We start from the raw sequence: 13,206 nt of genomic DNA on the forward strand, positions 1-13,206 counted from the left end.
AGGCGGTCGACAGGCGGTCGACCTGGCCCTCGGTCTCGTCGCGGTGAGTCTCGAAGGCGGCCTTGAGCTCGGCGGATTGCGCGGCCTTCGCCATCTTGGGCAGGGCCTTCAGGATCTGCTTCTCGGCGTAATAGATGTCCTTCAGCGTGTCGAGGAACAGGTCGTCGAGTGTCTTTTCAGTCGTCGCCATGGGTTACCCCCTGTTGATTGCCACCTGACGGCCGGAAGCGATCGAGCGCACCGCGCCGCAGACGACAAGTCAATAGGCGTCACCTGCTCTCCGTTCCTCGAGCGATCTCTTTTGAGGCGGCGAAACGATGCGAAACGGCTATGCGGCAATGGTAAAATATAACAAACTATAATCTATCTTTACTTCGGTGGCGCTTAAGCCAAGCGGAGCCGCTGTAGATCGATTGTCATTTCCGAGCGTAGTCTCGCCGCTGTGGATCGACCTGGCTGGACTGACGGGGCGTGCCGCCGAAGGTCGTCCGACGGGATCAGTGGTTCGACAACGATTCATCGGCGCCTGCAGGCGGCGCCGCCGCGGCGTCCGGATCCCGGACCGCACGCCGATCGCGCATGAAGGCAGGCAAGCGAGGACACAGGCGCCTGCGCTCAGGCCGATGACCGACTCAGGCGACAGGACCCTCAGCATGAGCCCGCCGGCGCCCACCCCGAGCGGAGCGGCCGTGGATCCGCTCGCCGCTTGCACTGTGCTGGGCCGGAAAAGAAAAAGGGCCTGGCCGTCGCCGGCCAGGCCCTTTGTCTTGGTGGAGCCAAGGAGGATCGAACTCCTGACCTCTACAATGCCATTGTAGCGCTCTCCCAGCTGAGCTATGGCCCCGAAACTCTGGGCGACGCACCGTCCGGGGTGTTTTCCGGGGGGCGTCAGCGGGGGCGGATCTTATTCATCCGCCCCGCCTATGCAAGAGTTTTTTACAGGAATTTTTCAGGCCCCGCGATCAGCGGTTCCGCTCCTCGCCGTCATCCTCGATTTCGACGTCGACATCCTCCTCGCCGAGGTCGTCGGCATCCTCGATCAGGACGTCCGCGTCCTCGACGAGATCCTCCTCGGCGTCGAACTCGTCGGCCGGCGCCTTCTCCTTGGCGGCGACGTCCTCGTCCTCCTCGACCAAGGTCTCGTCGAGGTCGCCCTCGTCGATCACCTCGACCTCCTCGGCCGCCTCCTCGTCGTCACCGGCCTCCTCCTCGGTCTCGGCCTCGTCCAGCCCGTCGCTGTCGTCGTCCTTCTTGACGGCGCGCACCTTCTCGACCGGCTCATCGACGATGATGGACCGCGACCGGCGCGACTTCAGGAAGGCCTCCGGGTCGTACTCGGTGCCGCATTTCGGGCAGATGATCGGGTCACGCTGCAGATCGTAGTAGCGGGCCCCGCAATTGTGGCAGATGCGCTTGGCGCCCCATTCAGGCTTCGCCACGCCGGCCCTCCTCGGGTCATGTCGGGAATAGAGGGCGCCATCTGCCACGCGGAGTGCCGGCTGTCAAAAACAAAACGTCATCGATCCGGCCGCTCGCCGTTCCACCGTCGTCCCCGCCATGCTATCAGCCCGCGGGTTCGACAGTTCTCGCCTCGGGGCGCAACCCGGGGCCGGTGATGGGGATGGTCGCCTTGCATCTCGTGATCTCGCGCCTCGTGATCTCGCACCCGGCCGGCGCCCCGGGCCCGGCGGCATGACCGTCATCGCCATTGACGGCACCGCCGCCTCGGGCAAGGGCACGCTGGCCCGCCGCCTGGCCGCTTCCTATGGCTTCGACCATCTCGACACCGGCCTGCTGTACCGCGCCGTCGCCGTCGCCGTGCTGCGCGCCGGCGGCAATCCGGACGACCCGATCGCCGGCCTCGCCGCGGTGCTGGCGCTGGATCCGGCCGTGCTCGGCGACCCGGAGCTGCGCGGCGACGCCGCGGCCCAGGCGGCCAGCCGTGTCTCCGCCATCCCCGGGGTCCGCACCGCGCTGCTCGACTTCCAGCGCCGCTTCGCCGCGCGCCCGCCGGGGGCGGTGCTCGACGGCCGCGACATCGGCACCGTGATCTGCCCGGACGCCCCCGCGAAGATCTTCGTGACCGCCACGCTGGAGACCCGCGCCGCGCGCCGGTGGAAGGAGTTGCGGGAGCGCGGCCACCAGTCTATATACGGCGAGGTCCTCGACGACCTGAGACAGAGAGACGAGCGCGATCGTCGCCGCGCCGTGGCCCCCTTGGTCCCGGCGAGCGACGCTTTTCTGTTGGATACGAGCCAGCTGACCGCGGACCAGGTGTTCGATCAGGCTCTGGCTTATGTGTCCCGCCGGATCGGCCCTCCGCGCGACGCTGTCTGACCCTCCGGCCGTCGTCGATCGCATGATGGAGATACGGGCATCGGGCCCGGCCCGGCCATCGCGCTCTCCCAGGCGGGACGACCCGCCGGCGCGACGACCGGTTTGTCTCTAACGGGAGTTTTCATGGCTACTAGTTCCGCCGCCGTCAAATCGACCGAGAGGGAAAGCTTTGCTGCCCTTCTCGAGGAGTCGCTCGGCCAGTCCGAGAGCTTCGAGGGTACCGTCGTCAAGGGCCGGGTGATCTCGGTCGACAACGACATGGTGCTGATCGATGTGGGGCTGAAGTCCGAGGGGCGCGTGGCGCTCAAGGAATTCGCCGTTCCGGGCCAGCAGGTCGAGCTCGTCCCGGGGGACACCGTCGAGGTGTTCATCGAGCGCATGGAGGACAAGAACGGCGAGGCCGTGCTGTCCCGCGAGAAGGCCAAGCGTGAAGAGGCCTGGACCGCGCTCGAGAAGTCGTTCACCGATCAGCTGCGCGTCACCGGCATCATCTTCGGCAAGGTCAAGGGCGGCTTCACCGTCGACCTGAACGGCGCCGTCGCCTTCCTGCCGGGCAGCCAGGTCGACATCCGGCCGGTGCGCGACATCAGCCCGCTGATGGGCACGCCGCAGCCGTTCCAGATCCTCAAGATGGACCGCTCGCGCGGCAACATCGTGGTGTCGCGTCGTGCCGTGCTCGAGGAGAGCCGCGCCGAGGCCCGCTCCGAGCTGGTCGCCAACCTCAAGGAAGGCCAGATCCTCGAGGGCGTGGTCAAGAACATCACCGACTACGGCGCCTTCGTCGATCTCGGCGGCGTCGACGGCCTGCTGCACGTCACCGACATCGCGTGGCGCCGCATCAACCACCCGTCCGAGGCGCTGCAGATCGGCCAGGCCGTCAAGGTCCAGGTCGTCCGCTTCAACCCGGAGACCCAGCGCATCAGCCTCGGCATGAAGCAGCTCGAGGCCGATCCGTGGGAGGGCGTGGTCGCCAAGTACCCGGCGGGTGCCCGCTTCCGCGGCCGCGTGACCAACATCACCGACTACGGCGCCTTCGTCGAGCTGGAGCCGGGCATCGAAGGCCTGGTCCATGTCTCGGAGATGAGCTGGACCAAGAAGAACGTCCATCCGGGCAAGATCGTCTCCACCTCCCAGGAGGTCGAGGTGATGGTGCTCGACGTCGATCCGGTGAAGCGCCGCATCAGCCTCGGGCTGAAGCAGTGCCTGCCGAACCCGTGGGAGGTGTTCGCGGAGAAGTACCCGGCCGGCACCGAGCTCGAGGGCGAGGTCAAGAACATCACCGAATTCGGTCTGTTCGTCGGCCTGCCGGGCGAGATCGACGGCATGGTTCACCTCTCCGACATCGCCTGGGACCGTCCCGGCGAAGAGGCGATCCAGGAGTTCAAGAAGAGCGACCAGGTCAAGGTCAAGGTGCTCGACGTCGACGTCGAGAAGGAGCGCATCAGCCTCGGCATGAAGCAGCTCACCGACGACACCTTCGAGAAGGCGGCCAGCACCGGCGGCCTGCGCAAGGGTGAGGTCGTCACCGGCACGGTCACGGAAGTGAACGACGGCGGTGTCGAGGTCTCGGTCGGCGACGGCCTGATCGGTTTCATCCGCAAGTCCGACCTGTCGCGCGACCGGTCGGAGCAGCGGCCGGACCGCTTCTCGGTCGGCGACAAGGTCGACTCCAAGGTGATGCAGGTCGACCGCGCCACCCGCAAGGTCTCGCTCTCCATCAAGGCCAAAGAGGTCGAGGAGGAGAAGAAGGCGATGGCGGAGTACGGTTCGTCCGACTCGGGTGCCTCGCTCGGCGACATTCTCGGCGCCGCTCTGCGCCGGGCCCGCGAGAACACGACCGAAGAGAAGTAAGCCAAGGCTTCACGGCCTCGGACAGGCCCGCCTCCGCAAGGAGGCGGGCCGTTTCTTTTGGGGCTCAGCAGATGATCTTTCGCGTTGCCTCTCCCGCTTGCGGAAGAGGTCGGAGACGCGAAGCGGCTCCGGGTGAGGGCCCTTTGTCGAGGCCCGGGCTAACCCTCACCCGGTCGTCCTGCGGACGCCCGACCTCTCCCGCCAGGCGGGAGAGGCAAACCAAAGCGGCCTTCGACCAATCCGGCCATTGACAACCGACGTCCAGAAGCCGACGGACGATCCAGGGGGAGAGAAAGCACCGGTCCCGATTCCGAAAGGCCCTCTCATGAGCGCTGCCGCGACCTCCCGATCGAAGGCGATGGCCGTCCTCCGCGTCTCCAGCGGCAACTTCCTGGAGATGTATGACTTCATGGTCTACGGCTATTACGCCGCGTATATCGCCAAGGTCTTTTTCCCGACCGACAGCGAGTTCGCCTCGCTGATGCTGTCGCTCGGCACCTTCGGGGCCGGGTTCCTGATGCGGCCGCTCGGCGCCCTGGTGCTCGGCGCCTATATCGACCGGCACGGCCGGCGCGCCGGCTTGCTGCTGACGCTCGGGCTGATGGCGGTCGGCACCCTGACCATCGGCCTGCTGCCGGGCTACGAGACCCTGGGCCTGCTGGCGCCGATCCTGGTCCTGCTCGGCCGGCTGCTGCAGGGTTTCTCGGCCGGGGTCGAGCTCGGCGGCGTCTCGGTCTACCTGGCCGAGATCGCGACGCCGGGGAACAAGGGCTTCTACACCGCCTGGCAGTCCGGCAGCCAGCAGGTGGCGGTGATCGTCGCCGCCCTACTCGGCGTTCTGCTCAGCACGCTGCTGCCGCCGGACTCGGTCGCGCTGTGGGGCTGGCGGGTGCCGCTGCTGGTCGGCTGTCTGATCGTGCCGCTGATCTTCCTGCTGCGCCGCTCGCTGCAGGAGACCGAGGCCTTCCAGGCCCGGGCGCATCGCCGCCCGACCGTGGCGCAGATCATGCGCTCGCTGGCCGACAACTGGGCCGTCGTCCTGCTCGGCATGATGCTGGTCACGATGACCACGGTCAGCTTCTACCTGATCACCGCCTACACCCCGACCTTCGGCAACCAGGCGCTGCACCTGGCCAGCATCGACAGCCTGGTGGTGACGCTGTGCGTCGGCATCACCAACCTGATCTGGCTGCCGCTCTCCGGCGCCCTGTCCGACCGGATCGGCCGCACGCCCATTCTGGTCGCCTGCACCGTGCTGATGCTGGTCACCGCCTATCCGGCGATGCTGTGGCTGGTCGAGGCCCCGTCCTTCGGCCGGCTGCTGGAGGTCGAGCTGTGGCTGTCCTTCCTCTACGGCAGCTACAACGGCGCCATGATCCCGTTCCTGACCGAGATGATGCCGGAGGACGTGCGCACCAGCGGCTTCTCGCTGGCCTACAGCCTGGCCACCGCGACCTTCGGCGGCTTCACTCCGGCGGTCTGCACCTGGCTGATCCATGCCACCGGCAATTCGGCGATGCCGGGGCTGTGGGTGTCCTTCGCCGCGCTGTGCGGGCTGGCCGCGACTCTGCTGGTGGTTCGCGGCCGCCGCGGCATGGCCCCGGAGATGCGACCGGCGGAGTGATCTTCCGGGCTGGAAATCCCTTTGTCCAGAAGCACTTGCCCTTGCTTTCGCGCGGCCGTGCTGGCACCATCGCCGCTTGCCGCCAACTCAAGCGAGGCGACGCGGCCATACCGTGTCGACAACAAGGCGGCGGACAGGGATTCGGGGGACATGACGAAGTCCGAGCTCATCATGCGGCTTGCCGAGCGCAATCCGCACCTCTACCAACGCGACGTCGAGCGCATCGTCACCACCATCTTCGACCGGATCACGGCGGCTCTGGCGGAGGGCCAAAGGGTCGAGCTCCGCGGCTTCGGCGCCTTCTCGGTGAAGCGCCGCGACGCCCGCACCGGGCGCAACCCGCGCACCGGCGTGGCGGTCGACGTGTCGGAGAAGCTGGTGCCGTTCTTCAAGACCGGCAAGCAGCTGCGCGAGCGGCTGAACACCGATGAATGACGGGCCCGGAACGCCGGGTCCGGCCCACCACGAGGGATAGCCCGTGCGGTACATCGCCTGGATCGTCACCGTTCCCTTCGCCCTGCTGCTGCTGTCCTTCGCGATCAGCAACCGCGAGCTGGTGACGCTCGGCCTCTGGCCGCTGCCGTTCCGGATCGACGCGCCGGTCTATCTGGTGGCGCTGCTGCCGCTGCTGTTCGGCGTCGTGATCGGCGGCCTCGTCCTCTGGTTTGGCCGCTTCGCCACCGGCCTGCGCATGCGCCGGCTGGAGACCCGGCTGGCCGCGACCCAGAAGGATCTGGAAGGGCTGAAGGCGCGGCAGCGCCCGGGCATCCCGGCCACTGCCAATCGCAACGGCGACCTGTCTCGCCCGGCCCTGCCTGCCGCCGGCCAGCGCTGACACCGTCATGCTCGCCATCGATGCCGCCGCCCTCGACCGGGCGATCGACACGCGTGCCCTGATCGAGGCGCTGCGCCAGGCCTTCCGCCGCGAGGTCGAGGCGCCGCTGCGCCATCACCACACCATGCCGACTGCGGCCGGCGACGCCACCCTGCTGATCATGCCGGCCTGGGAGCGGGAGCAGGCGATCGGCATCAAGCTGGTGTCGCTGATGCCGGGCAACCCGGCGAAGGACCTGCCCTTCATCGTCGGCTCCTACCTGCTGCTCGACGGCGCCACCGGCGTGCCGCGGGCGATCATGGACGGGCCGACCCTGACCAACCGCCGCACCGCCGCGGCCTCGGCCCTGGCCGCCGACTACCTGGCCCGGCCGGATTCGTCGCGCATGGTGATGGTTGGCGCCGGCGCGCTGGCGCCGCATTTCATCCGCGCCCATGCCGCGGTCCGCCCGCTTGCCGACATCGCCATCTGGGCCCGCCGGCCGGAGCAGGCGGCGGATCTCGCCAAGGCGCTGGCGGCCGAGGGCCTGCCGGTCCGCGCCGTCACCGATCTCGAGGCCGCGGTGCGCGACGCCGACCTCGTCTCCTGCGCCACCCAGTCGCGCGAGCCGATCGTGCGCGGCGCCTGGCTGCGGCCGGGCGCCCATCTCGACCTCGCCGGCGCCTATCTGCCGGCGATGCGCGAGAGCGACGACGAGGCGGTGCGCCTGTCGCGCATCTTCGTCGACACCCGCGCCGGCGCCCTGGCCGAGGCCGGCGACCTGCTGCAGCCGATCCAAGCCGGGGTGATCGGCGCGGATGCGATCCTGGCCGACCTGCACGACCTGACCCGCGGCACCGCACCGGGCCGTGGCGCGCCGGACGAGATCACCCTGTTCAAATCGGTCGGCACCGCCCTGGAGGACCTCGCCGCCGCCCGCCTGGCGGTCGAGACGCTGGAAGGGCAGGGGGCTTAGCCGGCTTCCCTTACTCCCTGTCATTGCCGGGCTTGACCCACGGCTGTCCGGTTGAGGAAGAACCGCAGCTAACGCGTGTCTGTCTTTGGTTGAATTCTATTTTACTGTCATCCTCGGGCTTGACCCGAGGATCCAGGGGCTTTCAAGAGCCGCTCTCGGTGGCCCCTGGATTGCCGGGTCAAGCCCGGCAATGACAATAAAAGTTTAGTTCCTACCTAAACCCGCAACCCGAAAAGCTTAACCGGACAGCCGTGGGCTTGACCCGGCAATCCAGAGGGTGTCGACAGTCTCTGGATGCCCGGGTCACAGTTTGTGTAAGTGTCGAGGTCTTCGCAGATGACCAGCATCGTCGTCGGCGCCGGGGTGATGGGGCTGGCTACCGCCTGGCATCTGGCCGGGGCTGGAGAGGCCGTCACGCTGCTGGAGCGGGGGCCGATCCCGAATCCGTCGGCGGCTTCGTGGGACAGCCACCGGCTGATCCGCGCGCTCTATCCCGGCCGGCCCGGCTATACCCGCATGGCGCTGGACGCCTATGCCGCCTGGGACGAGGTCTGGGCCGCCGCCGGGGTGCGCCACTACGCGAATTGCGGCTCGATCGCCTTCAGCCGGGCCGAGGGCGACTGGGCCGATGGCTGCCGCGCCCCGCTCGACGCGCTCGGCGCCGCCTATGAGCTGCTGCCGCCGGAGGAGCTGGCGCGCCGCTTTCCCTTCCTGATCGCGGATGGCATCCGCTGGGGCCTGTTCATGCCCGAGGGCGGCGTGCTGTTCGCCGACCGCATCGTCGCGACCCTGATCGATCTGTGCCGCGCCGCCGGCGTGACGCTGCGGCCCGACGCGCCGGTCCGGGCGGTCGATGCCGAGGCCGGCACCGTCACTTTAGCCTCGGGCGAGACGCTGCAGGCCGATTCGGTGGTGGTCACGGCCGGCGCCTGGGTCGGCGGGCTGTTCCCGGACCTGGCCGGGCGGCTCACACCCTACCGCCAGCTCGTGGTCTATCTCGATCCGCCGGCGGAGCATGCCGCCGCCTGGGCTGCGGCGCCGGGGATCATCGATTGCGGCTTTCCGGATGACCACTGGGCGATCCCGCCGGTCGGCGGCACCCGGCTGAAGATCGGCGTCGGCGCCTGGAAGCGGCAGGCGGATCCGGAGGCCGATCCCGCCGTGGCGGCGGGGGAGGCGAAGGCCTTCCGCGAGCGCTATCGCCCGGTGCTGCGCGACCTCGACGAGTATCGCATTCTCGAAGCCCGTCCCTGCCGCTATATCTTCACCGAGGACAGCCGCTTCGTGCTGGAGCGGCGCGGCCGGGCCTGGCTGGTCAGCCCCTGCTCGGGCCATGGCTTCAAGTTCGGGGCGCTGATCGGCCGGGCGGTGGCCGACGGCGTGCTCGGCCGGCGCGAAGCCGCGGAGCTGACGAGCTGGGCGGCCGGCCACCTGCCGGCGGGCCACCTGGCGGCTGAAGGAGTGCGAGCATGACCACGAACCCGGTTTTCTGCGCCATCGACGCGCCGACGGTGGACGAGGCGAAGCGGCTGACCGGCCTGGTTGCGGGCGCCGTCGGCGGCATCAAGCTCGGCCTCGAATTCTTCATGGCGGCGGGGCCGGACGGGGTGCGGGCGGCCCGGTCCACCGGCGTGCCGCTGTTCCTCGACATCAAGCTGCACGACATCCCGAACACCGTCGCCGGCGCCATCCGCTCGGTGGTGCCGCTGTCGCCGACCTACATCACCCTCCACGCCTCCGGCGGCCGGGCGATGATGCAGGCGGCGGCCGACGCCGCGGAGAAGGAGGCGGACAAGCTGGGCATCCCCCGGCCGAAGCTGCTCGGCGTCACCGTGCTGACCAGCCTCGACGTCGCCGATCTCGAGGCGGTGGGGCAGGGGATGGAGGTCTCGGCCCAGGTCGAGCGCCTGGCCCGTCTGGCCGAATCGAGCGGCCTCGACGGCGTGGTCTGCTCGCCGCGCGAAATCGCCCGGCTGCGCCGCATCCTGAAGCCGGCCTCGGTGCTGATGGTGCCAGGCATCCGCCCGGCCGGGTCGGATGCCGGCGACCAGAAGCGGGTGATGACGCCGAAGGAGGCGATGGAGGCGGGCGCCACCCATCTCGTCATCGGCCGGCCGATCACCGCCGCGCCCGACCCCGCCGCCGCCGCCCGTGACATCGCCGGCCAGCTCGGCCTGGCGCTTGATGCCGAGGCCGCGGCTCCCCAGACTCCAGTGCCATGAGCATCATCGACGCCAAGATCTGCGGCATCCGCACCCCCGAGGTGCTGGAAGCCGCGGCGAAGCACGGGGCCCGCTGGGTCGGCTTCGTCTTCTACCCGCCCAGCCCGCGCTCGGTGGCGCCGGACCTTGGCGCCGAGCTGGCGCGCATGGTGCCGACCGGGCTGCGCAGCGTCGGCCTGTTCGTCGACCCGAGCGAGGATGAGCTCGAAGCCGTGCTCGGCCGGGTGCCGCTCGACATGATCCAGCTGCACGGGTCCGAGACGCCGGCGCGGGTGGCCGAGATCCGCGGCCGCTGGGCCATGCCGGTGATGAAGGCGATCAAGATCGCGACCGTCGACGACTTGGCCGCGATCCCGGCCTATGAGGCGGTGGCCGACCGGCTGCTGTTCGACGCCAAGCCGCCGAAGGGCGTCGCCTCGCTGCCCGGCGGCAACGGCTTGGCCTTCGACTGGTCGATCCTGTCCGGCCGGACCTGGACCAAGCCCTGGATGCTGGCCGGCGGCCTGACCGAAGCCAATGTCGCCGAGGCCGTCGCCCGCACCGGCGCCACCACGGTCGACGTGTCCTCCAGCATCGAGGAGCGGCCCGGCCACAAGACCCCGGAGCGGGTGGAGCGCTTCCTCGCCACGGTGCGGGCCGTCGGGCAGTAGCCTGCACCCATCCCCAACACCGTCATTGCGAGCGCAGCGAAGCAATCCAGGGCTGTTTGGCGTGGCCCCTGGATTGCTTCGTCGCTGCGCTCCTCGCAATGACGGTTGTGAGGTGTGCGCCGGCTGCGGGTCTGGAATGCGCGCGCCTCGGGCATTCGCCACAAATGTTTGGCGCGGGCATCGGTCGCCGCTAAGGTCACGGCTCCTCCGCCCCATTGTTGCCACGATTTGTGCCGGGAGCCGCCCCGCTTGACCGAGACCGCACCCTTCCAGCCCCGTCCGAACAGCTTCCGCACGGGCCCGGACGAAAACGGCCGCTTCGGCCTCTATGGCGGCCGCTTCGTCGCCGAGACGCTGATGCCGCTGATCCTCGAAGTCGAGAAGGCCTATGCCGCGGCTCGCAAGGACGCCGAGTTCGCCAACGAGCTGCGCTATTACCTGACGCATTATGTCGGCCGGCCCAGCCCGCTCTATTTCGCAGAGCGGGTCACCGAGCATCTCGGCGGCGCGCGGGTGTACTTCAAGCGCGAGGAGCTGAACCACACCGGCGCGCACAAGATCAACAACTGCATGGGCCAGATCCTGCTGGCCCGGCGCATGGGCAAGACCCGGATCATCGCCGAGACCGGCGCCGGCCAGCACGGCGTCGCCACCGCCACGGTCTGCGCCCTGTTCGGCCTGCCCTGCACCATCTACATGGGCGAGGTCGACATCGAGCGGCAGAAGCCGAACGTGTTCCGGATGAAGCTGCTCGGCGCCGAGGTGGTGCCCGTCGTCTCCGGCAGCCGCACGCTGAAGGACGCGATGAACGAGGCCCTGCGCGACTGGGTCACCAATGTCGAGGACACCTTCTACATCATCGGCACGGTCGCCGGCCCGCACCCCTATCCGCTGCTGGTGCGCGACTTCCAGTCGGTGATCGGCAACGAGACGCGCGACCAGATCATGCAGGCCGAGGGCCGCATGCCGGACACGCTGGTGGCGGCGGTCGGCGGCGGGTCCAACGCCATCGGCCTGTTCCACCCCTTCCTCGACATGCCCGAGATCGCGATCCACGGCGTCGAGGCCGCGGGCCACGGCGTCGACACCGGCAAGCATGCGGCGTCGCTGACCGGCGGCCGCCCGGGCGTGCTGCACGGCAACCGCACCTATCTGCTGCAGACCGCGGACGGCCAGATCGAGGAGGCGCATTCGATCTCCGCCGGCCTCGACTATCCCGGCATCGGGCCGGAGCACGCCTGGCTGCACGATGTCGGCCGGGTGCAGTATTCCGCGGTCACCGATAAGCAGGCGCTGGAGGCGTTCCAGCTCTGCGCCAAACTCGAGGGCATCATCCCGGCGCTCGAATCGGCGCATGCCTTGGCGCATGTGATGAAGATCGCGCCCGACCTGCCCAAGGACAACCTGCTCGTCATGTGCCTCAGCGGCCGCGGCGACAAGGACATCTTCACCGTCGCCGACGCGCTCGGAGTGCAGATCTGATGACCCGCATCACCGCGCGCTTCGCCGAGCTGAAGGCGCAGAACCGGGCCGCCCTGGTCACCTTCGTGACTGCCGGCGATCCGGATGCCGAGACCAGCCTCAAGATCCTCGAAGGCCTGCCCAAGGCCGGCGCCGACCTGATCGAGATCGGCATGCCCTTCACCGACCCGATGGCCGACGGCCCGGCGATCCAGGCGGCCGGCCTCCGCGCCCTGGCCGCCGGCATGACGCTCACCAAGACGCTCGACCTGGTCCGCCGCTTCCGCGCCGGCGACCAGGCCACGCCGGTCGTGCTGATGGGCTACTACAACCCGGTCTATTCCTATGGTGTCGAGCGCTTCCTGGCCGACGCCAAGGCCGCCGGGGTCGACGGGCTGATCGTCGTCGACCTGCCGCCGGAGGAGGATGCCGAGCTGTGCCTGCCGGCGCTGGCGGCGGGGATCGACTTCATCCGCCTGGCGACGCCGACCACCGACGACGCGCGGCTGCCGGCGGTGCTGAAGAACACCTCGGGCTTCATCTACTACGTCTCTGTCACCGGCATCACCGGCGCGGCCGCGGCGAATGCGACGGCGGTGCAGCCCGCGGTCGACCGGCTGCGGCGCCACACCGACCTGCCGGTGGCGGTGGGCTTCGGCATCCGCTCGCCGGAGGCGGCGGCCGCCATCGCCCGCATCGCCGATGCCGCGGTGGTCGGCTCCGCCATCGTCGAGGAGATCCGCCACTCGCTGCACGCCGACGGCCGCCCGACCGTGGCCACGGTCGAATCGCCGCTGGCCCTGGTCCGCCGCCTGGCCGAGGGCGTGCACGGGGCGCGGTGAGGCCTCGTCCCGCTACCCCTATTCTCCGTCATCCCCGCGAAAGCGCTAGGGGATGTACATATCGCGGAGAACCCAGCCAGCGGCCATGGTTTTGAGGATGTCGAGGCCATGCTTGAAGGTGATGGGTCCGGGCGGTTTGGCGGTTTTGGTGCGAGAGCCATCCCAGCCGCCGAGGCGGGCGATGATCCAAGCGGCCCATGGCAGGCTGCGGCTTCGATATGGGTTGGGACGGGTCGGGCTTGATCTTGCGTAAGATCGATTGACGGCTTCGAGAGTGTCGAGTTCGGCGGGTGAGAAGACGAGGGCGCTGTCCAAGCAGTCCTGACCGTCGCGGGCCTGGGTGAGTTGCAGGGTGACGAGGGCGGCGCGGGTGGCGATGGCGGCCAGCTTGAGGAGCCGGTCGGCGGTTTCGAGTTGGCTGTCCTCGAC

At 69.1% G+C, this 13,206-nt stretch carries 13 protein-coding genes, 1 tRNA gene and 1 pseudogene; 11 read left to right on the forward strand and 4 right to left on the reverse strand.

Annotated elements, in window-relative coordinates; all coding sequences use genetic code 11:
• The 3 genes from AB4Z01_RS33915 to AB4Z01_RS33925 all read right to left on the reverse strand — a co-directional run.
• Positions 1-190: YciE/YciF ferroxidase family protein (locus AB4Z01_RS33915; RefSeq protein ID WP_441700946.1), on the reverse strand; the 190-nt coding region annotated here is incomplete at its 3' end.
• A 578-nt stretch (positions 191-768) separates the two neighbouring features.
• Positions 769-844, reverse strand: a tRNA-Ala gene (locus AB4Z01_RS33920).
• Positions 845-962: 118 nt separating this feature from the next.
• Entirely contained in the window at positions 963-1,439 is a 477-nt protein-coding gene (locus AB4Z01_RS33925) for a TIGR02300 family protein (protein ID WP_441700948.1), read from the reverse strand.
• Positions 1,440-1,692: 253 nt separating this feature from the next.
• Between AB4Z01_RS33925 and AB4Z01_RS33930 the strand changes: the two genes are divergently transcribed.
• From AB4Z01_RS33930 to trpA, 11 genes are all read left to right on the forward strand, one after another.
• On the forward strand, positions 1,693-2,337 hold the full coding sequence (locus AB4Z01_RS33930; RefSeq protein ID WP_441700950.1) for a (d)CMP kinase: 645 nt from the start codon (positions 1,693-1,695) through the stop codon (positions 2,335-2,337).
• A 123-nt stretch (positions 2,338-2,460) separates the two neighbouring features.
• Positions 2,461-4,188: a 30S ribosomal protein S1 gene (gene rpsA / locus AB4Z01_RS33935; protein WP_441700951.1), complete on the forward strand. Its 1,728-nt coding sequence runs from the start codon at positions 2,461-2,463 to the stop codon at positions 4,186-4,188.
• 325 nt (positions 4,189-4,513) lie between these two features.
• Entirely contained in the window at positions 4,514-5,812 is a 1,299-nt protein-coding gene (locus AB4Z01_RS33940; RefSeq protein WP_441700953.1) for an MFS transporter, read from the forward strand.
• A gap of 150 nt (positions 5,813-5,962) precedes the next feature.
• The gene (gene ihfB, locus AB4Z01_RS33945; protein ID WP_429227361.1) at positions 5,963-6,247 is read left to right on the forward strand and encodes an integration host factor subunit beta; all 285 of its coding nucleotides are present in this window, start codon (positions 5,963-5,965) and stop codon (positions 6,245-6,247) included.
• 43 nt (positions 6,248-6,290) lie between these two features.
• Positions 6,291-6,647, forward strand: a complete 357-nt coding sequence (locus AB4Z01_RS33950) for a lipopolysaccharide assembly protein LapA domain-containing protein (RefSeq protein ID WP_441700955.1) — start codon at positions 6,291-6,293, stop codon at positions 6,645-6,647.
• Positions 6,648-6,654: 7 nt separating this feature from the next.
• Positions 6,655-7,602 (forward strand): ornithine cyclodeaminase family protein, encoded by a 948-nt coding sequence (locus tag AB4Z01_RS33955; RefSeq protein WP_441700956.1) that lies wholly within the window; start codon positions 6,655-6,657, stop codon positions 7,600-7,602.
• A 336-nt stretch (positions 7,603-7,938) separates the two neighbouring features.
• Positions 7,939-9,075: an NAD(P)/FAD-dependent oxidoreductase gene (locus AB4Z01_RS33960; RefSeq protein ID WP_441700958.1), complete on the forward strand. Its 1,137-nt coding sequence runs from the start codon at positions 7,939-7,941 to the stop codon at positions 9,073-9,075.
• Complete coding sequence (pyrF, locus tag AB4Z01_RS33965; RefSeq protein WP_441700960.1) at positions 9,072-9,824, forward strand: orotidine-5'-phosphate decarboxylase; 753 nt, start codon at positions 9,072-9,074, stop codon at positions 9,822-9,824. The genes AB4Z01_RS33960 and pyrF overlap by 4 nt, the downstream gene beginning before the upstream one ends.
• Complete coding sequence (locus tag AB4Z01_RS33970; RefSeq protein ID WP_441700961.1) at positions 9,821-10,474, forward strand: phosphoribosylanthranilate isomerase; 654 nt, start codon at positions 9,821-9,823, stop codon at positions 10,472-10,474. The genes pyrF and AB4Z01_RS33970 overlap by 4 nt, the downstream gene beginning before the upstream one ends.
• Before the next feature lie 249 nt (positions 10,475-10,723).
• Complete coding sequence (trpB, locus tag AB4Z01_RS33975; protein WP_441700963.1) at positions 10,724-11,956, forward strand: tryptophan synthase subunit beta; 1,233 nt, start codon at positions 10,724-10,726, stop codon at positions 11,954-11,956.
• Positions 11,956-12,777 (forward strand): tryptophan synthase subunit alpha, encoded by an 822-nt coding sequence (gene trpA / locus AB4Z01_RS33980; RefSeq protein WP_441700965.1) that lies wholly within the window; start codon positions 11,956-11,958, stop codon positions 12,775-12,777. The genes trpB and trpA overlap by 1 nt, the downstream gene beginning before the upstream one ends.
• A gap of 45 nt (positions 12,778-12,822) precedes the next feature.
• On the opposite strand, the pseudogene AB4Z01_RS33985 reads toward trpA, so the two are convergent.
• A pseudogene (locus AB4Z01_RS33985) lies at positions 12,823-13,206 on the reverse strand (hypothetical protein); the annotation flags it as partial.

The sequence above is a fragment of the Inquilinus sp. YAF38 genome (assembly GCF_052113205.1).
In the GTDB taxonomy this organism is placed as follows: domain Bacteria; phylum Pseudomonadota; class Alphaproteobacteria; order DSM-16000; family Inquilinaceae; genus Inquilinus.

Bases quoted from the DNA above. Each gene is read 5' to 3' on its own strand.
- AB4Z01_RS33970 (WP_441700961.1), top strand. From the start codon at position 9,821: ATGAGCATCATCGACGCCAAGATCTGCGGCATCCGCACCCCCGAGGTG.
- rpsA (WP_441700951.1), top strand. From the start codon at position 2,461: ATGGCTACTAGTTCCGCCGCCGTCAAATCGACCGAGAGGGAAAGCTTT.
- trpA (WP_441700965.1), top strand. From the start codon at position 11,956: ATGACCCGCATCACCGCGCGCTTCGCCGAGCTGAAGGCGCAGAACCGG.
- AB4Z01_RS33940 (WP_441700953.1), top strand. From the start codon at position 4,514: ATGAGCGCTGCCGCGACCTCCCGATCGAAGGCGATGGCCGTCCTCCGC.
- AB4Z01_RS33930 (WP_441700950.1), top strand. From the start codon at position 1,693: ATGACCGTCATCGCCATTGACGGCACCGCCGCCTCGGGCAAGGGCACG.
- ihfB (WP_429227361.1), top strand. From the start codon at position 5,963: ATGACGAAGTCCGAGCTCATCATGCGGCTTGCCGAGCGCAATCCGCAC.
- AB4Z01_RS33955 (WP_441700956.1), top strand. From the start codon at position 6,655: ATGCTCGCCATCGATGCCGCCGCCCTCGACCGGGCGATCGACACGCGT.
- pyrF (WP_441700960.1), top strand. From the start codon at position 9,072: ATGACCACGAACCCGGTTTTCTGCGCCATCGACGCGCCGACGGTGGAC.
- AB4Z01_RS33960 (WP_441700958.1), top strand. From the start codon at position 7,939: ATGACCAGCATCGTCGTCGGCGCCGGGGTGATGGGGCTGGCTACCGCC.